Here is a 20,989-nt window from a genome sequence, read left to right on the forward strand (position 1 = left end):
GACCCGTCCGCCCGGCCCGCGCGTCTCAGTGCGGGGCCCGCTCCTCCAGGGCCGCGCGCCAGGCCGGCGGCGGGGTGTCCCCCGTCCCCGCCTCCGTGCCCGCGCGCCGGCCGCCGCGCGCGAAGAAGTCGGCCAGCGGCAGGATCGCCGCGCCGACCGTGACCGCGTCGGGGCCCAGGGCCCCGAGCTCGATGGTGACCCGCCCGGCGGGGTGGCGCAGCGCGTACGACACGGCGTGCGCGCGGACGGCGGGCAGGAAGCGCGAGCCCAGCTGGAGCCCGGCCCAGCCGCCGATGAGGATGCGTTCCGGCTGGAAGAGGTTGATCAGGTCGGACAGGCCCGCGCCGAGGTACTCGGCGGTCTCCTCCAGCACGGCGAGCGCCACCGGATCGGCCGCGGACGCGCCGCCCTCCACCGGGTAGGCCGCCGCCAGCATCGCGGTGAGCGCCGTCTCCTCGTCGACGCCCTTCGGCGGCCGTCCCCCGGCCTCCTCCCAGCGTTCGAGCAGCGCCTCGGCCCCGGCGTACGCCTCCAGGCAGCCGAGCGCCCCGCAGCGGCAGCGGCGCCCCCTGACCCGTACCGTCAGATGGCCCCACTCCACGGCGCGGCCCAGTTCCACGTCGTCCGAGACGAGGCTGGCGCCGACGCCGGAGCCGAAGAGGACCACGACCGCGTTGCGCGCGCCGCGCCCGGCGCCGAACCACATCTCGGCCTGGCCGAGGGTCTTGGCACCGTTGTCGGTGAAGTACGGGACGGAGTCCGGCAGCCCGCAGGCGGCGCGCAGCAGGGACTCCAGCGGGACGGACGGCCAGCCGATGGTCTGGCCGTGCACCACGGCGCCCTCGGCCGCGGTGCGCTCCACGATGCCGGGGACGCCGATGCCGACGCCGAGCAGCCGCTCGGGGGCGATGCCGGCCGTGGCCAGCACCTCCGCGACGCCGTCCCGGATGTGGCCGACGATGACCCCGACGTCGTAGTCCTGGTGCTCCAGCGCCCGGTCGGTGCGGGCCAGCTCGGTCAGGGCCAGGTCGAAGAGCTCGACGCGCACGCGGGTCTCGCCGACGTCCACGCCGATCATGTGGCCGCTGGCGGGCGCGACCCGCAGCAGGGTGCGGGGACGGCCGCCGTCGGAGTCCACGCTGCCCGCCTCCTCCACCAGACCCTCCGCGACGAGCTCCGCGACCACGTTGCTGATGGAGCCGGAGCTCAGTCCGGTGGCCGGACCGAGTTCGAAGCGGCTCATCGGTCCGTCGAAGTAGAGCCGTCTGAGCACCGCCGTGCGATTGCCCCGTCGCAGGTCACGCACCGTGCGCCCGTTCCGCCCCGCCATGTGGTTCCTTCCCGCCGGACCCCCGACCTGCAAGATACCGCTGCGCCAACCCTTGACGCGACTTTCTTACGGGTCTTAACTCACGTCCTAAATTAAGCCGTGAGGGTCGTTCGGGAAGTGAACGCACGACACCTCCCGCATTCCCTCAGGAAGGGACGCCTGACGTCATGCGCAGAACCCGAGCCGCCGCCGCGAGCGCGGTCACCGTTTCACTGCTGGCCGCCGTGACCGCCTGCGGCGGTGGCTCGTCGACGGACGGCGGGTCCAACGACTCGCCGAAGACGCTCACTTACTGGGCCTCCAACCAGGGCCCGAGCATCGAGGCCGACAAGAAGATCCTCACGCCCGAGCTGAAGAAGTTCGAGAAGCAGACCGGCATCAAGGTGAAGCTGGAGGTCGTCCCCTGGTCGGACCTCCTCAACCGCATCCTGGCCGCGACGACCTCGGGCCAGGGCCCCGACGTCCTGAACATCGGCAACACCTGGTCCGCCTCGCTGCAGGCGACGGGTGCCCTGCTGCCGTGGGACGAGAAGAACTTCGGCAAGATCGGCGGCAAGGACCGCTTCGTCGAGTCGGCGCTCGGCTCGGCGGGCGCGAGCGGCTCCGACCCGGCGGCGGTGCCGCTGTACTCGATGGCGTACGCGCTCTACTACAACAAGAAGATGTTCGAGGACGCGGGGATCTCCGGGCCGCCCGCGACCTGGGACGACCTGGTCGCCGACGGGAAGAAGATCTCCAAGGGCGGCAAGTGGGCGCTGGGCGCCGAGGGGTCGAACCTGTCGGAGAACATCCACCACGTCTTCGTCTTCGCCAAGCAGCACGGCGCCGACTTCTTCGACGCCGAGGGCAAGCCCGACTTCACCTCCGACGGGGCGGTGGCGGCGGTCAAGCAGTACGTCGACCTGATGGGCAAGGACAAGGTCGTCGCGCCCGGCAACGCCGAGTACGCGCAGAACCAGTCCCTCCAGGACTTCGCCAAGGACAAGACGGCGATGGTGCTGTGGCAGACGGCCGCCGCCACGCTCAAGGCGCACGGCATGAGCGACGACGAGTGGGGCGTCGCTCCGGTGCCGGTGCAGTCCGGCACGCCGGGCGCCGACAAGGCCGTCAACTCCATGGTGGCGGGCATCAACATGGCCGTCTTCAAGAACACCGACAACGTCGACGGCGCCGTGAAGTTCGTGAACTTCATGACGAGCGTGGACGAGCAGACGATCCTCAACAAGACCTACGGGTCCATCCCCCCGGTCAAGGCGGCCCAGCAGGACCCCGCGTTCAACACGCCCGCCCTGAAGGTCATCCGGGACACGCTCGCCACGAGCGCGGCCCCGCTGCCCCAGGTGCCGAACGAGTCGCAGTTCGAGACGGCGGTCGGCACGGCCGTGAAGGAGCTCTTCGCGGACGCCGCGGCCGGCCGGAAGGTCACCACGGCCTCCGTGAAGGAGAAGCTCGACGAGGCCCAGCAGCAGATGCCGAAGAAGTGAGCGCTCGATGACCGTGACCGCACAGCCCGCGGTCGGGAAGGAAGCACCGCCCGGTGCGACGGCGCCCGTCCCGCGCCGCCGCACCGGGCGGGTACGCCGCGGCGCCCTGCCGTACCTGCTCCTGCTGCCCGCCCTGCTCCTCGAACTCCTCGTCCACCTGGTGCCGATGGTCATCGGCATCGTCATGAGCTTCAAGGAGCTCACGCAGTTCTACATCCGCGACTGGGGCGCCGCGCCCTGGGCCGCGTTCGACAACTACAGCGTGTCCGTGGACTTCGACGCGCCCATCGGCAAGGCGCTGCTCCACTCGTTCTTCGTCACCTGCGCGTTCACCGTGCTGTCCGTCGGCCTGTGCTGGCTGATCGGCACGACGGCCGCGGTCTACATGCAGGAGAACTTCCGCGGGCGGGGCTTCCTGCGCGCGGTGTTCCTCGTGCCGTACGCGCTGCCGGTGTACGCGGCCGTCATCACCTGGGCCTTCATGTTCCAGCGGGACAACGGCCTGGTGAACCACGTGCTGCACGACCAGCTGGGCCTGACCGACAGCCCGTCCTTCTGGCTGATCGGTGACAACAGTTTCGTCGCGCTGCTCGTCGTGTCGGTGTGGAAGGGCTGGCCGTTCGCCTTCCTGATCGTGATGGCGGGCCTGCAGAACATCCCGAAGGAGCTGTACGAGGCGGCCTCGATCGACGGAGCCGGGATGCTCCAGCAGCTGCGGCGCATCACGCTGCCGTCGCTGCGGCCGGTGAACCAGGTGCTGGTCCTCGTGCTGTTCCTGTGGACGTTCAACGACTTCAACACGCCCTTCGTGCTGTTCGGCAGGGCGGCGCCGGATGCCGCCGACCTGATCTCGATCCACATCTACCAGTCGTCGTTCGTGACGTGGAACTTCGGGGCCGGCTCGGCGATGTCCGTGCTGCTCCTGCTCTTCCTGCTGGTCGTGACGGGCGTCTACCTCGTCCTGACCTCCCGCGGACGGAGGGCCGCCGATGTCTAGCACCCCGACCACCGCGCGGCGCTCGCCGATGGCCGCGCCCCGCTCCTTCGTCTGGTCGCGCCGGATCTTCCTGACGCTGCTCACCGGTTTCGTCCTGCTGCCGGTGTACGTGATGCTCTCCAGCTCGCTCAAGCCGCTGCAGGACGTGTCGGGTGAGTTCCGCTGGCTGCCCAGCGGGCTGACGATCCGCCCCTACATCGACATCTGGTCGACGGTCCCGCTGGCGAAGTACTTCGTCAACTCGCTGATCGTGGCGGGCGCGGCGACGGTCCTGTCGGTGGTGATCGCGATCTTCGCCGCGTACGGGGTGAGCCGCTACCGCTTCCGCGGCAAGCGCCTGTTCACCGTGACCGTGCTCTCCACCCAGATGTTCCCCGGCATCCTCTTCCTGCTGCCGCTGTTCCTGATCTACGTGAACATCGGCAACAGCACCGGCATCGCGCTCTTCGGCTCGCGGCTCGGCCTGATCCTCACCTATCTGACGTTCTCGCTGCCGTTCTCGATCTGGATGCTGATCGGGTACTTCGAGTCGGTGCCGCGCGACCTCGACGAGGCCGCGATGGTGGACGGCTGCGGACCGCTCGGCGCGCTCTTCCGGGTCGTGGTGCCCGCCGCGGTCCCCGGGATCGTCGCCGTCGCGGTGTACGCGTTCATGACGGCGTGGGGCGAGGTGCTGTTCGCGTCCGTGATGACCAACGACACCACCCGCACGCTCGCCGTGGGCCTGCAGGGCTATGCCACCCAGAACGACGTGTACTGGAACCAGGTCATGGCCGCCTCCCTCGTGGTGAGCGTGCCCGTGGTCGCCGGGTTCCTGCTGCTCCAGCGCTACCTGGTCGCCGGGCTGACCGCCGGGGCCGTCAAGTGACCACACCACCCCGCACACCGACCGGTACCCCCCACCCCGAGAGGACTTCCGTGACCATCGATCTCGCCGCTCTCCCCCAGGACTTCCTGTGGGGCACGGCCACCTCGGCGTACCAGATCGAGGGGGCGGTGGCCGAGGACGGCCGCTCACCCTCCATCTGGGACACGTTCTCGCACACCCCGGGGAAGGTCGACGGCGACGACCACGGGGACGTGGCCTGCGACCACTACCACCGGTGGCGCGAGGACATCGGCCTGATGAAGGAGCTGGGCACCAACGCCTACCGGCTGTCGGTCGCCTGGCCGCGGGTGGTGCCGGGCGGCGACGGGCCGGTCAACGGCAAGGGGCTGGACTTCTACGACGCGCTGGTCGACGGGCTGCTGGAGGCGGGCATCACCCCGTCGGTCACCCTCTACCACTGGGACCTGCCGCAGGTGCTCCAGGACCGGGGCGGCTGGTCCGAGCGCGACACGGCGCACCACCTGGCGGCGTACGCGGCGGCCGTGGCCGAGCGCCTCGGCGACCGCGTCCAGCACTGGACGACCCTCAACGAGCCGCTGTGCTCGGCCTGGATCGGTCACCTGGAGGGCCGGATGGCCCCGGGCCTGACCGACCTCACGGCGGCGGTCCGCACCTCCTACCACCTGCTGCTGGGCCACGGCCTCGCCACCCAGGCGATCCGCGCCGCGGCCCCCGGCGCGCAGGTCGGCATCGTCAACAACCTGTCCAGCGTCGAGGCCGCCACCGACCGCCCCGAGGACGTGGCGGCGGCCCGGCGCATGGACGGCCACACCAACCGCTGGTGGCTCGACCCGGTCCACGGCCGCGGCTTCCCGGCGGACATGCGCGAGGTGTACGGCGTCGAACTGCCCGAGCGGGAGGGCGACCTGGCGACGATGGCCCAGCCGCTGGACTGGCTGGGGCTGAACTACTACTTCCCGTCGGCGATCGCGGACGACCCGACGGGCCCGGCCCCGTACGCGACCGAGGTCCGCCGGCCCGGTGTGCCGCGCACGGCCATGGACTGGGAGGTCGACGCGGCCGGCATCGAGAGCCTGCTGCTGCGCCTGACGGACGAGTACGGCGCCCGCAGGCTGTACGTCACCGAGAACGGCTCCGCCTACCCGGACGTCGTGCGCCCGGACGGCACCGTCCACGACCCCGAGCGTGCGCAGTACCTCGAACAGCACCTGGCGGCCTGCGCCTCGGCGGTGCGCAAGGGCGCCCCGCTCGCGGGCTACTTCGCGTGGTCGCTGCTGGACAACTTCGAGTGGGCCTACGGCTACGACAAGCGGTTCGGCCTCGTCCACGTCGACTACCGGACGCAGAAGCGCACGGTGAAGGGCAGCGGGCGCCGGTACGCGGAGATCATCCGCGAGCACGGCGGCAGCGAGCGCCGGGCCGCCTGACCCCCACCGGGCCGGCCGCGCCTCACCGGGCCGGCCGGTCCAGCTCGTCGAGGGCGGCGACCAGCTCCGGGGCCACCCGGTCCCGGAGCCAGGCGTCGTGCTCCGCCCCCATGTCCCTGGGCACCGTCTCGACGAGCATGATCAGGTAGAGATAGCTGCGGTAGAGGGCCAGGCGGAGGCGGGCCGGACGGTCGAACTCCACCCGCCCGCCTGCTTGCTGATAGCCCGCCAGGAAGTCCCGGTCCTGCTCGATGTCGCCGAGCACCGCCAGGGACACGAAGTCGGCGACCGGATCGCCCCAGAACATGCGCTCGCCGTCGATCAGCCCGCCGATCCCGGGCGCGCCGTCCGGTCCGGCCGGGCGTTCGACGAGGATGTTCCCCCGCCACAGGTCGAAGTGGACCAGCCGGGGGACGGCCACCTCGTCGAGGGCGCCGTACGCGCGGGCGGCCGTACGGGCCACGTCGTCCACGGACCGGGGCAGCCGGGCCCCGTACCGCCGGGCGTCGTCCAGGACGGCCGCGTACATGCCGCGGAAGGCCGAGCCCCAGTCGGCGGCGAGGGGCCCCAGCGCCCCGGACGGATAGCCGAACCCGGGTCCCGGGACGCGGTGCAGCAGCGCCACGTGGCGCCCCAACTCGGCGCGCAGCGCACCCTGTTCGTCCGCGGTGAACGCGCTGCCCCACATGTCCCCCGGGCAGGCGGTCATCAGCAGGTACCGCCCGAGCGGGCCGGAGGCGTCGAAGGAGGCGGCCACCACGCGAGGCACGGGCACCCCGGCCGCGGCGGCCGCCCGGTAGAACTCGGCCTCGGAGACGAGGAGATCGCGCTCGTGCCGCAGCCCGGGCACGGCTTCGGGGGGCGGGGTCTTCAGCACGTACCGGCCCCCGTCGTCGAGGAGCACCTCCTCGACGGCGTTGTACGTCCCCCCGCTGAGCCCCCGACACGAAACGAGCCCGGCCGACACCCCGGCCGCCTCCAGAACCCGCCGAACCCGCCCTTCGGACACGCCTCACCATCCCGTCGTCCACGGCTCAGGCTACGGATTCCGCCCCTGAGGGGCGCGGGGCTGCGACATGTGCGGCTCCGCCGCGCGGGCGCGCCCAGCCCCTAGGAACCCGCACCCACCGAACAACCCTCGCCCTCGAACCCGAAAAAAGCGGAGCGCCTAAGCTCCACGCATGGAACAGAGTGAGATCATCCTCCGTGCGATCGGCGTCCTGACCGAGACCCAGGAAATGGTGCGCCGGCTCAACGAGGACACCGCGGCCGACATGGACGCCGGCGAGGCCCAGCTGGGCCGACTGGTCACCGAGGTCTTCCCGACGGTGGAGGTGCCCGGCGACGCCACCCCCGCCGAGGCCGGCCAGGCCGTCGTCGACGCCCTGATGCCCGCCGCGATCTCCCTCGTGGGCGCGTTCGCCTTCCTCTTCTCGGAACTCGCCGAGGTCCACGACACGGGCCGCTCCGAGATCAAGAGCACCGACCTGCTGCGGGCCCTCGCGCTGCGCCTGTCCCGCCCGGACGACGAGGCCTGACCCCGGCCGGAAGCACGGAGGGAGGGGGGCCTCGACGGAGTCAGATCTTCCGGATGTGTTCGGTGCGCCCGTCGAACGGGAAGTGGCCAAGGATGCGAGATGTACGTGAGGTGTGGGCCTCCTGCGCCACCCGGCTGGCGAAATGGCGCCAGGAGCCCGTGATCGTCCAGTCCGTCCGGTCCTCGGCGGCAGCCACGCTGGCCTACGTGGTCGCCCTGCACTTCAGTCCCGAGGCCGCACCGCTGACCGCTCCGCTGACCGCGCTCCTCGTCGTCCAGGTCACCCTCTACTCCACCCTCACCACCGGGGTGCGGCGGGTGAACTCCGTGGTCGCCGGGGTGCTCGTCGCCATCGGTTTCAGCGCGCTGGTCGGGCTCACCTGGTGGAGCCTGGGACTGCTCATCCTGGCCTCGCTGGCCGTCGGCCACCTGGTGCGGGTCAGCGAGTTCGTGCCCGAGGTGGCGATCAGCGCCATGCTGGTCCTCGGCGTCACCCGGATCGGCGACACCGCCTGGGCCCGCATCCTGGAGACGGTGATCGGCGCCGTGGTCGGACTCGGCTGCAACCTGCTGTTCGCTCCCCCGGTGTGGACCGGCGCCGCCGGTGAGTCCATCGAGGACCTGGCCCGCCGGATGCGGCGGCTGATGCGGCGCGTCGGCGAGGAGGCGTCCGGCAGCACCCCGGCGTCCGTCGCCGCCGAGCGGCTGCACGAGGCGCGCCGGCTCGACCACGAGATCGTCGACGTGGACGCGGCCCTCAAGCAGGCCGAGGACAGCCTGCGGCTCAACCCGCGCGTACGGGAGGGGCTGCTGCACCGGGTCGTCCTGCGCACCGGCCTCGACACGCTGGAGATCTGCACGGTGGTCCTGCGGGTGCTCGCCCGCACCCTCACCGACCTGGCCAAGGAGCGCGAGCCCGAGCCGCTGTTCGAGCCGCACGTCGGGGCGACCTTCGAACAGCTGCTGTCCGAGGTCGGTGACGCCGTGGTCAGCTTCGCGGTCCTGGTCACCACCGACGTCAGCCGCAGCGCCGAGTCGGCCGAGTCACGGCTCGCCTCGGAGCTCGCCGCCGCGACGGCCACCCGCGAGAAACTGGCCCAGCTGCTGCTGACGGAGGTGCAGCGGGACGCGCGCCAGTGGCAGTTGTACGGCGCCGTGGTCACCGAGGTCACCCGGATCCTCGACGAGCTCGACATGGAGCACCGCTCCCGCCGGCTCCTGGAGGAGCTGGACCGCTGCACGCGCGAACAGCGCGAGCGCATGCCCCGCCTGGACCGCCTGAACCGGCGCCTGCGCACCGTGCGGCGCGGCCGCCCGGCCGGCGCGGGCCGCAACAGGTGACGGGCCCGGCAGGTGACGGGCCCGGCCGGCTCAGCCCTCGCTCTCCGTGCGCTGGCGCTGCAGCGTGCGCGGGCAGCCAGCCGTGCCGGCCTGGGTGAGCAGGACGTGCATGCGCTCGGTGAGCTGTCCGACGTCGTCCGCCGGACGGTGGAAGGGCAGGCGCACGTCCCCGTGGCTGCGGACGCGCTCGATGCGCAGCGTCAGCCCGTGCCGGTCCACGGCGAGCGGCTGCACCCGTACGGCGCCGTGCAGGCTCTCCGGTTCGACGAGGCGGGTCAGCCGCTCGACGGCGTCCGGGTGGGCGTCCGCCAGGTGGGTCAGCAACTGCGCCTCGGCGAGGGCCAGCGGGTCGGGCTCGGCGGCGGCGTACTCGTCGAGGTCGACGACGACCGCCCCGCCGGGCCCGCGCAGCACGGCGCGCGTCGGACGGAAGGTCAGGTGCTCGTCCTCGGGCGTGAACCAGCCCGCCATCCACAGCCGGGCGCGGATCCGGTGGCGCACGGGGACGGGTGAGACGTCGGCGAACTCCAGGACGGCGGACGGCTCCCCGCGCGGCGCGCAGATCGCGGCCGTGCCGAGCGCGCTGTCGTCCGGCAGGCGCAGCAGCACCCGGCCGTCCGGTGCGACCGTGTGCACGCCGATGAACTCCTCCCGGCCGCCTTCCGCGGTCACCGCGCAGGACCACGCCGCGGCAAGCACCGACCTGGCACGTTGCGCCGTGGCCGGTGCGGCCGTCCAACTGTGACGGTCACCCATCCCGAACCTCCCTTAGGTAAGCCTTGCCTAACCTACAGAAGTTCGGGGTGTACGCCAACCACGCTGCGCCGATCACGGCGGCTTTTCACCGCGGCTTCTCCACGCGGTTCGCCGTACCGGGGTTCACGCCGTCCAGTGGGCGGGGCGGGTGCACGACCGCGGGAGCAGGGTGCCGGCGCTCCCCCTGGCGGCTTGCAGCTGCGGCTGGGTGAGGAAGAGGGCGCCGGTCAGGTCGGCGTCCGTGAGGTCGGTGTCGCGCAGGTCGGCACCGATCAGGTCCGCGCCGCGCAGATCGGCGCCCGTCAGGTCGGCGGCGATGAGGTACGCCCCGCGCAGGTTGGCGCCCCGCAGGTCGGCGCCCCGGAGCCGGGCGCCCATCAGGTCGGCGCCCCGGCGGTCCTTCGGCCTACCCTTCTTCCCCTTCTTGCCGTTCCTGCCCTTCGCGTCCCCGCCGAGACCGGCGCGGGCCAGCTCGCTGGCGCGCAGCAGCAGGACGTTGACGTCCTGCCGGACCGACGCCACGTCCAGCTCGGCGATCTCCTGCGGTGCCCGGCGGGTGAGCGCCTCGGTCCGGTCGAGCGCGCGGCGCAGCTCGGCGTGGAGCGGCCGGGCGGCGGGCAGGGCGAGCGCCTCGGTGAGGTACCGGAGCAGCTCCTGCAGGTGCCGTACGGTCCGGAAGACGTCGAACATCAGGCGGGCCTCGTCCCCGGGGCGCGAGCGCCAGTCCTCGCCGCCGAAGACGACCTGCGAGACCTTCTGGCCGGCGCCGAAGCAGTCGTAGACCGTGCAGCCGCTGAAGCCGCGCTGCCGCAGCTCCGCGTGGATGCCGCAGCCGAAGTCCGCCCGGAGGTTGCGGCACGGGGTGCCCGCGGCCTTGTCGACCGCGAAGTCCGCCGAGGCGGCGAAGGGCAGCGCGACGCAGCACAGCCCGAAGCAGCGGGAGCAGTCCGCCGTCAGCTCCGCGTGGTCCGTCGCCGTGCCGCCGGGTTCGTCTCGCATGCCTGCCACCCTACGCAGTGCGCGCCCGGGCCGATCATGAGGGCAGCCCGGGCGGGCCTACGCCATGTCGCGGAGCATCGCCAGGTTGCTCACCAGCAGACCGCCGTCGACCGGCAGGGTCACCCCGGTGATCCAGGACGCGTCCGCCGAGGCCAGGAAGGCGACGGCGGACGCGATGTCGGCGGGCTCGCCGACGCGGCCCAGCGGGTAGTGGGCGGTGGCGCGTTCGAGGATCTCGCCCCGGCCGTCCCAAGCATTGGTACGGACGGTGCCGGGCTCCACGAGGTTCACCCGCACACCGCGCGGCGCCACCTCGACGGCGACGGTGCGGGTGAGCGAGGCCAGCGCGGCCTTCGCCGCGCTGTACGCGTGGGAGCCGAAGTGCTGCTCGGCGTTGACCGATCCGATGCTGACGACTGCGCCCCGCCCGCCGGCCGCCGCCAGGTGCGGCAGGGCGGCGCGGATGCAGCGGTAGGCGCCGTGCAGCGTGATCTCGAAGTCCTCGTACCAGGGGCCGTCCTCGTGCTCCTCGAAGGACGGCGGGTCGGTGTGGCACGCGTAGGCGTTGTTGACCAGGACGTCGAGCCCGCCGAAGGAGTCCACGGCGGCGGCGACCGCCGCCTCGACGGCGGCGCGGTCGGCGACGTCGCACGCGTGCGGTGCGGCCGTGCCGCCCTTCGCCCTGATCTCGTCCGCCACCCGCTCGGCGCGGGTGGCGTCGAGGTCCGTGACCAGCACGTTCGCGCCTTCCGCGGCGAAGCGGTGTGCTGTCGCCTCGCCGATGCCCTGGCCTGCGGCGGTGATCAGGACTGTGTGATCGTTGAATCGCCTCATGGGATCACACTAGGCACGGGAGTTCGGCTGCGGGTCCGATGTGGCTGAGCGCGCAGTTCCCCGCGCCCCTACGGGGCTCTCAGGCCTCGTCCCTCGCCAATGTCAGCAGGCGGTCCAGGACCCTCGGGCCGCCCGCCCGTACGCCGTCGTGCTCGAACTCGTCCGTGACGTAGGTGCGCAGGCCGCGGATCGTGCGGGCCGTCCGCAGGGCGTGGTCGGTGTCGACGTACATGTCGTCGTGGTAGACGGCCGCGGCGACGGGGACCTCGTTGGCGGCGAGGCGGCCGGCGTCGTACAGGACCGGCCAGTCGGTGCGCTCGGCGAGCAGGTCGGCCGTCTCGCGCAGCGGGCGCAGGGCGGGGTCGCAGTCGAAGGTCCAGGGGTGGACGGACTCGCCGGTGAACAGGACCGGGCCGTCGCCGGCGAGGGTCTTGGCCGCGTCGAACTGGGGGAAGTCGGCGCGGACCCGCTCGGCGGACCAGGCGGTGGGGCGCTCGCCCTGGGCGTAGCAGGCCTCGTGGACCAGCGCGTACAGCGGGTGTCCGGCGTAGGACAGCAGGGACTGGACGTCCTCCTGGAAGGCGTCGGAGAGGGCCGGGCCCTGCGCGGTGCGCACGAAGGCGTTCTCCAGGAGGTAGTGCAGCCGGTGGCTGCCCTCGCCGCCGCCCAGGAGGATGCCGAGGGACTGGAAGGCCTCGACGGTGAGCCGGTAGCCGCCGTTCAGGACCGGCTCGTGCGTCAGGACGTACTCGGCGATCCGCCGGGCCCGCTCGACGTCCTGGGGGTAACGCGCGTAGTGCGCGGCGACCTTGCGCTCGATGCGCGGGTAGGCGGCCCGGTAGACGTCGTCGGCGTGGCCGTCGAGGGTGGGCAGTCCCCCGGTGATCAGGGCCGTGCTGAGGCCCTCGGGCGCGGTGGAGAGGTAGTGGGTCGCGCAGAAGCCGCCGAAGCTCTGGCCGAGGACCGTCCAGGGGGCGCCGCCCGTGACGGCCGGGCGGATCGCCTCGCAGTCGCGCACGATGGAGTCGGCGCGGAACAGGGCCAGGTAGTCGGCCTGTTCGCGCGGGCCGCCGCGCAGTGGGAGCGTCTGCCGGTTGGCGGGCGTGGAGCTGCCGGTGCCGCGCTGGTCGAGCAGCAGGACGCGGAAGTCCTCCAGGGCGCGGCCGAGCCAGGCCTGCTTGCCGACGAAACGGTTGGCGCCGAAGCCGGGGCCGCCCTGGAGGTACACCAGCCACGGCAGGTCCCGGTCCACCCGGTCGCTCGCCACCACTTCACGGGCGTACAGCTCGATCGTCTCGCCGTCGGGGGCGTCGTGGTCGAGGGGCACGGTGAACCGGTGGTCACGCAGGACGACACCGGGCTGACGGTAAGTGGCACTCAAAAGGGGCTCCCGAGACGGACGGATTCCTGATCGCGAACCAGTTCAGCACAAGTTCTCCGGCGCGCCGAGGGCGGGGATCAAGAAATGCGTACTGACCGGCCGATCAGACTCCGGGCGCGAACGTACTGAACGACCGCTCAGCACGGACCGCCGCCCGGCAGGCCGGTCCGGCCGGTCCGAACGGTTCGGGGTGTCCGGGGGGTCAGCGGGGCGGGAGACTTGAGCGGCGGACGACCAGTTCCGGCTGGAGCACCACGCGCCGGTGCTCGTGCGGGACGGGGGACGTCCCGGCCCCGGTCTCCTCCAGGAGGAGCTCCGAGGCGAGCGCGCCCATGGTCACGGCGGGCTGGCGCACCGAGGTCAGCGGGACGGCCGCGGCCGCCGCGAACTCGATGTCGTCGTAGCCGACGATCGCGAGGTCGTCCGGGACGCCGACGCCGGCCGCGAACATGGCCTGCAGGACACCCAGGGCGAGCAGGTCGTTGGCGCAGAAGACGGCGGTCGGACGGTCGGCGAGGCCGAGGAGCCGGGCTCCCGCGTCACGGCCCGCGGCCACGTCCAGGCGCTCGGTGGGCAGCTCGCGCAGGCACTCCGGGCCGAGTCCGGCCTCGTCGAGGGCGTTCAGGGCGCCCGTGCGGCGGTCCGCGACCTGGTTGAGTCCGGGCGGCCCGCTCACGTACGCGATGGAGCGGTGCCCGGCGTCGACGAGGTGCCGCACGGCGAGCGCGCCGCCCGCGACGTCGTCGACGGAGACCGAGCACTCGGTGGTGCCCTCGGCGACCCGGTCGACGAGGACGAAGGGGATGCCGTGGCGGCGGAACGCCTCGATGTTGCGGCCGGTCGCGTCGGCGGGCGTCAACAGGACGCCCCGTACCCGCTGTTCGGCGAAGAGCGCCAGGTAGTCGGCCTCCTCGCCGGCGCTCTGCGCGCTGTTGCAGACCATCACGCCGAGGCCGGCCTCGCGGGCCGCCCGCTCGGCGCCGCGCGCCACGTCCACGAAGAAGGGGTTGCCCATGTCGAGGACGAGCAGGCCCATGATCCGGCTGCGCCCGGCGCGCAGCTGGCGCGCCGACTCGCTGCGGACGTAACCGAGCCGGTCGATGGCGGAGAGCACGCGGGCGCGGGTCTCGGACGCCACCGTGTCGGGGCGGTTGATGACGTTCGAGACCGTGCCGACGGAGACTCCGGCGACTCGGGCGACGTCCTTGATACCCACCGACTGGGCCATCAGGCGGTTACCTCCGGGGGAACGGGGAGTGGTGGGCACGCGGCCACATTACCCGCGTGCCCACCCGGAACGGACTCCGTCGTACGGGTGGGGCGAGGTCGGTGACACGCAGCGCCGACGGCGTCGTACCGGTGGACCTGACCTGGTACAGAGGGGAAGAAGGGCACGGTGGTCAGTCGAGGTGGAAGACCTCGCCGAGCGGTTTCATGGCCTCGTCGGGCCTGGCGCCGTCCAGCGCCTCGAAGAAGGGCGCCATCTCGGCCTGCCAGCGGGCGTTGACCCCGGTGGCCTCCATGCCCGCCTGCGCGGCGGCGAAGTCCTCGGTCTCCAGGTATCCGACCAGCAGGCCGTCCTCGCGCAGGAAGAGCGAGTAGTTGTGCCAGCCGGTGGCCGAGAGCGCCTCGCGCATCTCGGGCCACACGGCGGCGTGCCGCTCGCGGTACTCGTCGAGCCGGTCCGCACGGACCTTGAGCAGGAAACAGACGCGCTGCATGACGTACCGCTCCGGATTCGGTGGGGGGTGGGATGCCGCCGGGCGGGCCGCCGAGCTGCCGGACTGCCGTACCGCGGTGCCGCGGTGCCGCGGTGCCGCGGTGCCGCGGTGCCGGCGGACGGTCGGAAACGGACGGTCAGAAGTCGAACTGGTCGATGTTCTTCGCATTGAACACGGTCGGCTTGCCGAGGTTGATCACACCGTCCTTGCCGATGGTGTACTCGCCCATGTCGCCGGCCTTGAAGGTCTCGCCCTCCTTGCCGGTGATCTGGCCGGAGACCAGCGCGACGGAGGTGCGGGCGGCCAGCTCGCCGAGCTTGGCCGGGTCCCACAGCTCGAAGGCCTCGACGGTGCCGTTCTTGACGTACTTGCGCATGTCGTTCGGGGTGCCGAGGCCGGTCAGCTTGACCTTGCCCTTGTACTTGGAGCCCGACAGGTACTGGGCGGCGGCCTTGATGCCGACGGTGGTCGGGGAGATGATCCCCTTCAGGTTCGGGTACTCCTGGAGCAGGCCCTGGGTCTGCTGGAAGGACTGCTGGGCGTCGTCGTTGCCGTAGGCGGTCTTGACGAGCTTGATGTCCTTGTACTTCGGGTCCTTGAGCTCGTCCTTCATGAAGTCGATCCAGGTGTTCTGGTTCGTCGCCGTCTGCGCGGCGGACAGGATCGCGATCTCGCCCTTGTAGCCGATCTGCTCGGCGAGCAGCTGCACCTCGGTGCGGCCCAGGTCCTCGGCGCTGGCCTGCGAGACGAAGGCGTTGCGGCAGTCGGTCTTGGTGTCCGAGTCGTAGGTGACGACCTTGATGTCGTTCTTCATGGCCTGCTTGAGCGAGGTGCACAGCGCGCCCGGGTCCTGCGCGGAGACGGCGATGGCGTCGACCTGCTGCTGGGTGAGCGTGTTGACGTAGGAGACCTGGCCGGCGGTGTCGGTGCCGCTGTTGGTGCCGACCTCCTTGTACTTCGAGCCCAGCTCGGTGAGGGCCTTCTCGCCGCCCTTGTCGGAGGAGGTGAAGTACGGGTTGTTGACCTGCTTCGGCAGGAAGCCGACGGTCAGGCCCTTCTTGGTGGCCGCGTTCGGGTCGGCCTTGCCGGCCGCCGCGTTCGAGCCGCCCTCGTCCTTGACGTCGTCCTTGGAGGTCCCGCCACCACAGGCGGTGAGGGCCAGGGCCAGAGAGGTGGTGGCAGCGAGAACCGCACAGGCTCGACGGAGGGATGACTTGCGCATGATGGGTCCTTTACAAGAAGGGTTGAGTACGGCGGGGCGCCCCAAAGGGGCGCGGGGAACTGCGCGACCAGCCACTGACGGCCCGCAGCTGACGACTACCTGACCAGCTGAGCCCTGTCGGCCTAGCCCGTGGAACTGCGCGCCGCCCGGCGCCCGGCCCGGGCGACGGACACCTGCCGAGCGACCCGGGGCCCGAGCACGGACAGCACGAGCAGCACACCCGTGACGACGATCTGCGACTGCGCGGAGACGTCCTGCAGACTCATGACGTTCTGGAGCGCACCGAGCAGGAAGACTCCGGCGATCGCACCGCCGAGCGTCCCCTTGCCGCCGTCGAAGTCGATGCCGCCGAGCAGGACGGCCGCCACGACGGAGAGTTCGAGCCCCGTGGCGTTGTCGTAGCGGGCGCTGGCGTAGTGCAGCGCCCAGAAGATGCCGGTCAGCGACGCCATGAGCCCGGTCACGGTGAACAGGATCAGCTTCTGCCGCCTGACCCGGATGCCGGCGAACCGGGCGGCCTCCTCGCTGGCGCCGACCGCGAACAGGGATCGCCCGAACGGGGTGGCGTGCAGCGCGACCACGGCGATCGCGAGCAGCACGAGGAAGGGCAGGAACGCGTACGGGATGAAAGTGTCCCCGATGCGTCCGGCCGCGAAGTCCAGGTACTGGGAGGGGAAGTCGGTCACCGCGTCGGAGCCGAGCACGATCTGCGCGATGCCCCGGTAGGCGGCGAGGGTGCCGATGGTGACGGCCAGGGACGGCAGGCCGAGGCGGGTCACCAGCAGTCCGTTGACCAGCCCGCACACCACGCCCAGGAGCAGGCAGATCGGGATGATCGTCTCGATGGTCATGCCCTGGTTCCACAGGGCGCCCATCACGGCGCCGGACAGGCCCGCCGTGGAGGCCACCGAGAGGTCGATCTCGCCGGACACCACGAGCATCGTCATCGGCAGCGCGATCAGCGCGATGGGCAGCGTGTTGCCGATGAGGAACGACAGGTTGAGCGCGTTGCCGAAGCCGTCCACGGTGGTGAAGGAGAGCAGCAGGACGACGATCAGGAGGGCGCCCACCACTGTGTCCCAGCGGACGGCGCGCGTGAGGGCGGAGTCAGCCATGGCGGGCGTTCCTCTTCTTCAGGGCGGTCGCCACGCGCAGGGCGACGATCCGGTCGACCGCGATGGCGAGGATGAGCAGGATGCCGTTGATGGCGAGCACCCAGACGGAGCTGACGCCGAGGGCGGGCAGCACGCTGTTGATGGAGGTGAGCAGCAGCGCGCCGAGGGCCGCCCCGTAGACGCTGCCGGAGCCGCCGGTGAAGACGACGCCGCCGACCACGACCGCGCTGACGACGGTGAGTTCGTAGCCGTTGCCGGTGCCGGAGTCGACGTTGCCGAACCGGGCGAGGTACAGGGCGCCCGCGAGGCCCGCGAGGGCTCCGCAGAAGGTGTAGGCGGCGAGGATCCGCTTGCGCACGGGGATGCCGGCGAGGCGGGCGGCCTCCGGGTTGGAGCCCAGCGCGTACAGCTCGCGGCCGCTGCCGAAGTGCTTGAGGTAGTACGCGGTGGCCACCAGGACCGCCAGTGCGATCAGGGCCAGGTACGGCACGGCGGAGATGCCGCCGGCGCCGAAGTCGATGAAGCCGTCGGGCAGTCCGGCCGCGGTGATCTGCCGGGAGCCGACCCAGATGGAGTCGATGCCGCGGATGATGTAGAGCGTGCCGAGGGTGACGACGAGCGCGGGCACCTGGCCGAGGCTGACGAGCAGTCCGTTGACCAGGCCGCAGCCGACGCCGAGGAGGACCGCGAGGACCACCGCGACGACGGAGTCGCCGCCGCCTTCTAGGTAGGTCCCGGCGGCGAAGGCGCTGATGCCGAGCGTCGAGCCGACCGACAGGTCGACGTTGCGGGTGATGACGACCAGCGACTGGCCGGTGGCGACCAGTACGAGGATGGTCGCGTTCAGCAGGAGGTCCTTGATGCCCTGCTCGGACAGGAAGTCGCTGTTGCCGATCTGGGTGATGACGATCATCACCAGGAAGACGACCAGGATGGCCAGTTCGCGCATCTTGAAGACGCGGTCCACCAGCCGGGTGCCGCTGGATTTGGGCACCTCGGGGGCGGGGGCGGTTTCGGGAGCGGTGACCGTCACGCGGCGACCCTCCCCGTGGCTGCGGCCATCACGGTTTCCTCGGTGGCGTCGGTGCGGGCGATCTCGGCGGTGATCCGGCCTTCGTGCATGACGAGGACGCGGTCGGCCATGCCGAGGATCTCGGGCAGGTCGGAGGAGATCATCAGGACGGCGACCCCGTCGGCGGCCAGCTGGCTGAGCAGCCGGTGGACCTCGGCCTTCGTGCCGACGTCGATGCCGCGGGTGGGCTCGTCGACGATCAGCACCTTGGGGCCGGTGGCCAGCCACTTGGCGAGGACGACCTTCTGCTGGTTGCCGCCGGACAGCGTGTTGACGGTGTCGGCGATCCGGGCGTACTTGACCTGGAGCCTGACGGCCCAGTCGAGGGAGCGGCTGCGTTCGGCGCCGCGGTCCATCAGACCGGCCTTCACGGTCGTACGGAGTCCGGTGAGGCCGATGTTGCGCTCGATGGACATGTCCATCACCAGGCCCTGGGCGCGCCGGTCCTCGGGGACGAGGGCGAGCCCCGCGGCCATGGCCGTGGAGGGCGCGCCGTTCGTCAGCTTCTTCCCGTCGAGCTCGACCTCTCCGGCGTCCCAGCGGTCGACGCCGAAGACGGCGCGGGCGACCTCCGTGCGGCCGGCGCCGACGAGACCGGCGAGGCCGACGATCTCGCCGCGCCGGACGTCGAAGGAGACGTCGGTGAAGACGCCCTCGCGGGTCAGCCGCCGCACGCTCAGGGCGACCTCGCCTGCCCGTACGTCCTGCTTGGGGTAGAGCTCGTCGAGGTCGCGGCCGACCATGCGGCGCACCAGGTCCTCCTCGGTCATGCCGTCCAGGAGCTCGCTGGAGATCAGGGCGCCGTCGCGCAGGGTGGTGACCCGCCGGCAGATCTGGAAGATCTCCTCCAGGCGGTGCGAGATGAACAGCACGGCCGAGCCCTGTTCGCGCAGGGTGCGCACGACTCCGAAGAGGCGGGACACCTCGCTGCCGGKGAGGGCGGCGGTCGGCTCGTCCATGATCAGGACGCGGGCGTCGAAGGAGAGCGCCTTGGCGATCTCGACGATCTGCTGGTCCGCGATGGACAGGCCGCGCGCCGGGCGGTCGGGGTCGAGCTCGACGCCGAGCCGCTTCATGAGGGCGAGGGTCGCGGCGTGCGTGGCCTTGTGGTCGATGCGGCCGAGCGCGCGCCGCGGCTGGCGGCCCATGAAGATGTTCTCGGCGATCGACAGGTCGGGGAAGAGCGTGGGCTCCTGGTAGATCACGGCGATGCCCGCGTCGCGGGCGTCGGCGGGACCGTGGAAGACGGTGGGCCCGCCGTCCAGGAGCACCTGACCGGCGTCCGGTCGGTGCACGCCGGCGAGCGTCTTGATGAGGGTCGACTTGCCCGCGCCGTTCTCCCCGGCGAGTGCGTGCACTTCGCCGGGGAACAGTTCCAGGGACACGTCCCGCAGGGCGCGTACGGCGCCGAAGGACTTCGAGATGTCCCTGAGCGCCAGCACGGGGGCCGGACCCGCGTCGGACCGGTCAGTCATGAGGGCTCCTCAACGACGCGGGCGGTGTGGCCTCACGACGTCGTGAAAGGTTTCAACTAGGTTGCCGGGACGTTAGACATGTAGCCCAGGTCACGTCAATGGGTACCGGCCGAAATTTTCGATAGCCAAAGGTCACAACCGAGTCACGGGAAGAGGGAAGCGCCGGAGGGGTTGACAGCCTTTCGGGGGGCTCATAGCTTCAGCCTTCTGAATCGTTTCAGAGCCATGGTGTTCAAAAGGCGTTCAGAACCGATGCCACAACGGAAGTCACAGGAGCCCCGAAGTGACCGAGCTCGCCGCGGTGAAGGCCGCCCTCAGGACCCAGGCAGTAGAGACGCCGTCGTGGGCGTACGGGAACTCGGGAACCCGCTTCAAGGTGTTCGCGCAGCCCGGCGTCCCGCGCGATCCCTTCGAGAAGCTCGACGACGCGGCGAAGGTGCACGAGTTCACGGGGGCCGCGCCCACCGTGGCGCTGCACATCCCGTGGGACCGGGTCGACGACTACGCGGCGCTGGCCAAGCACGCGGAGGAGCGCGGCCTGAAGCTCGGCGCGATCAACTCCAACACCTTCCAGGACGACGACTACAAGCTGGGCAGCATCTGCCACCCGGACGCCGCTGTGCGCCGCAAGGCGGTCGGACACCTGCTGGAGTGCGTCGACATCATGGACGCCACGGGGTCCAAGGACCTGAAGCTGTGGTTCGCGGACGGCACGAACTATCCGGGCCAGGACGACATCCGTGCGCGCCAGGACCGGCTCGCCGAGGGTCTCGCCCAGGTCTACGAGCGGCTCGGCGACGACCAGCGGATGCTGCTGGAGTACAAGTTCTTCGAGCCGGCCTTCTACGCGACCGACGTGCCGGACTGGGGCACCGCGTACGCCCACTGCCTCAAGCTCGGCCCCAAGGCCCAGGTCGTCGTCGACACCGGGCACCACGCGCCGGGCACCAACATCGAGTTCATCGTCGCCACGCTGCTGCGGGAGGGGAAGCTCGGCGCGTTCGACTTCAACTCGCGGTTCTACGCGGACGACGACCTGATGGTCGGTGCCGCCGACCCCTTCCAGCTGTTCCGCATCATGTACGAGGTCATCCGGGGCGGCGGGTTCACGTCCGACGTGGCGTTCATGCTCGACCAGTGCCACAACATCGAGGCGAAGATCCCGGCGATCATCCGGTCCGTGATGAACGTGCAGGAGGCGACGGCGAAGGCGCTGCTCGTCGACCGGGACGCGCTGGGCGCCGCGCAGCGGGCCGGGGACGTGCTCGCCGCGAACGCGGTCCTGATGGACGCGTACAACACGGATGTGCGGCCGGTGGTCGCGGAGGTCCGCGAGGAGCTCGGGCTGGATGCCGATCCGATCGCGGCGTATCACCGCTCCGGGTGGGCTCAGAAGATTGCCGCGGAGCAGGTGGGGGCGAGTGAGCGGCAATGCGCAGGCGGGTCGG

The 20,989-nt window shown here is 71.5% G+C and carries 18 protein-coding genes and 1 pseudogene; 7 read left to right on the forward strand and 12 right to left on the reverse strand.

Annotated features, from left to right (window positions below; genetic code table 11):
• Window positions 1-25: 25 nt before the first annotated feature.
• Window positions 26-1,330, reverse strand: coding sequence for an ROK family transcriptional regulator (locus FGF04_RS36495; protein WP_149515691.1), 1,305 nt, complete (start codon window positions 1,328-1,330; stop codon window positions 26-28).
• Window positions 1,331-1,497: 167 nt separating this feature from the next.
• Between FGF04_RS36495 and FGF04_RS36500 the strand changes: the two genes are divergently transcribed.
• The 4 genes from FGF04_RS36500 to FGF04_RS36515 are packed head-to-tail and all read left to right on the forward strand — an operon-like array spanning window position 1,498 to window position 6,088.
• Window positions 1,498-2,814, forward strand: a complete 1,317-nt coding sequence (locus FGF04_RS36500; RefSeq protein ID WP_149515692.1) for an ABC transporter substrate-binding protein — start codon at window positions 1,498-1,500, stop codon at window positions 2,812-2,814.
• A gap of 7 nt (window positions 2,815-2,821) precedes the next feature.
• Complete coding sequence (locus tag FGF04_RS36505) at window positions 2,822-3,811, forward strand: carbohydrate ABC transporter permease (RefSeq protein ID WP_149515693.1); 990 nt, start codon at window positions 2,822-2,824, stop codon at window positions 3,809-3,811.
• Entirely contained in the window at window positions 3,804-4,679 is an 876-nt protein-coding gene (locus FGF04_RS36510; RefSeq protein WP_149515694.1) for a carbohydrate ABC transporter permease, read from the forward strand. The genes FGF04_RS36505 and FGF04_RS36510 overlap by 8 nt, the downstream gene beginning before the upstream one ends.
• A 50-nt stretch (window positions 4,680-4,729) precedes the next feature.
• Entirely contained in the window at window positions 4,730-6,088 is a 1,359-nt protein-coding gene (locus FGF04_RS36515) for a GH1 family beta-glucosidase (protein ID WP_149515695.1), read from the forward strand.
• Window positions 6,089-6,110: 22 nt separating this feature from the next.
• On the opposite strand, the gene FGF04_RS36520 is transcribed toward FGF04_RS36515, so the two are convergent.
• The gene (locus FGF04_RS36520) at window positions 6,111-7,097 is read right to left on the reverse strand and encodes a phosphotransferase family protein (RefSeq protein WP_149515696.1); all 987 of its coding nucleotides are present in this window, start codon (window positions 7,095-7,097) and stop codon (window positions 6,111-6,113) included.
• 172 nt (window positions 7,098-7,269) lie between these two features.
• Here FGF04_RS36520 and FGF04_RS36525 point away from each other — a divergent pair, with 172 nt between their 5' ends.
• Window positions 7,270-7,626, forward strand: a complete 357-nt coding sequence (locus FGF04_RS36525; protein ID WP_149515697.1) for a hypothetical protein — start codon at window positions 7,270-7,272, stop codon at window positions 7,624-7,626.
• A gap of 92 nt (window positions 7,627-7,718) precedes the next feature.
• Entirely contained in the window at window positions 7,719-8,966 is a 1,248-nt protein-coding gene (locus tag FGF04_RS36530) for an FUSC family protein (RefSeq protein ID WP_149515698.1), read from the forward strand.
• A 30-nt stretch (window positions 8,967-8,996) separates the two neighbouring features.
• Here FGF04_RS36530 and FGF04_RS36535 read toward each other — a convergent pair whose 3' ends face one another.
• The 10 genes from FGF04_RS36535 to FGF04_RS36580 form a co-directional block, all read right to left on the reverse strand.
• Window positions 8,997-9,722 (reverse strand): DUF2470 domain-containing protein, encoded by a 726-nt coding sequence (locus tag FGF04_RS36535; RefSeq protein WP_149515699.1) that lies wholly within the window; start codon window positions 9,720-9,722, stop codon window positions 8,997-8,999.
• Between the two features lie 123 nt (window positions 9,723-9,845).
• On the reverse strand, window positions 9,846-10,721 hold the full coding sequence (locus FGF04_RS41760) for a pentapeptide repeat-containing protein (protein ID WP_149515700.1): 876 nt from the start codon (window positions 10,719-10,721) through the stop codon (window positions 9,846-9,848).
• A gap of 57 nt (window positions 10,722-10,778) precedes the next feature.
• Complete coding sequence (locus tag FGF04_RS36545; protein WP_149515701.1) at window positions 10,779-11,555, reverse strand: SDR family NAD(P)-dependent oxidoreductase; 777 nt, start codon at window positions 11,553-11,555, stop codon at window positions 10,779-10,781.
• Between the two features lie 79 nt (window positions 11,556-11,634).
• Window positions 11,635-12,936, reverse strand: coding sequence for an alpha/beta fold hydrolase (locus tag FGF04_RS36550; protein WP_149515702.1), 1,302 nt, complete (start codon window positions 12,934-12,936; stop codon window positions 11,635-11,637).
• Window positions 12,937-13,138: 202 nt separating this feature from the next.
• A complete protein-coding gene (locus FGF04_RS36555) occupies window positions 13,139-14,164 on the reverse strand; it encodes a LacI family DNA-binding transcriptional regulator (protein ID WP_149515703.1) in 1,026 nt (341 codons plus the stop codon).
• A gap of 172 nt (window positions 14,165-14,336) precedes the next feature.
• Window positions 14,337-14,657 carry an L-rhamnose mutarotase gene (locus FGF04_RS36560; RefSeq protein ID WP_149515704.1) on the reverse strand — a complete coding sequence of 107 codons (321 nt, stop codon included), beginning with the start codon at window positions 14,655-14,657 and terminating at the stop codon, window positions 14,337-14,339.
• Between the two features lie 136 nt (window positions 14,658-14,793).
• Window positions 14,794-15,879 carry a rhamnose ABC transporter substrate-binding protein gene (gene rhaS, locus FGF04_RS36565; protein ID WP_149515705.1) on the reverse strand — a complete coding sequence of 362 codons (1,086 nt, stop codon included), beginning with the start codon at window positions 15,877-15,879 and terminating at the stop codon, window positions 14,794-14,796.
• Window positions 15,880-16,001: 122 nt separating this feature from the next.
• A complete protein-coding gene (locus tag FGF04_RS36570) occupies window positions 16,002-16,994 on the reverse strand; it encodes an ABC transporter permease (RefSeq protein WP_149515706.1) in 993 nt (330 codons plus the stop codon).
• Window positions 16,987-18,027: an ABC transporter permease gene (locus tag FGF04_RS36575; protein ID WP_149515707.1), complete on the reverse strand. Its 1,041-nt coding sequence runs from the start codon at window positions 18,025-18,027 to the stop codon at window positions 16,987-16,989. The genes FGF04_RS36570 and FGF04_RS36575 overlap by 8 nt, the downstream gene beginning before the upstream one ends.
• The gene (locus tag FGF04_RS36580) at window positions 18,024-19,541 is read right to left on the reverse strand and encodes a sugar ABC transporter ATP-binding protein (protein WP_149515708.1); all 1,518 of its coding nucleotides are present in this window, start codon (window positions 19,539-19,541) and stop codon (window positions 18,024-18,026) included. Before FGF04_RS36580 ends, FGF04_RS36575 begins: the two co-directional genes overlap by 4 nt.
• 283 nt (window positions 19,542-19,824) lie before the next feature.
• Here FGF04_RS36580 and rhaI point away from each other — a divergent pair.
• Window positions 19,825-20,967 (forward strand): annotated as a pseudogene (gene rhaI, locus FGF04_RS36585) (L-rhamnose isomerase); the annotation flags it as partial.
• Between the last annotated feature and the right edge of the window lie 22 nt (window positions 20,968-20,989).

The sequence above is a fragment of the Streptomyces apricus genome (assembly GCF_008369065.1).
GTDB lineage: Bacteria > Actinomycetota > Actinomycetes > Streptomycetales > Streptomycetaceae > Streptomyces > Streptomyces apricus.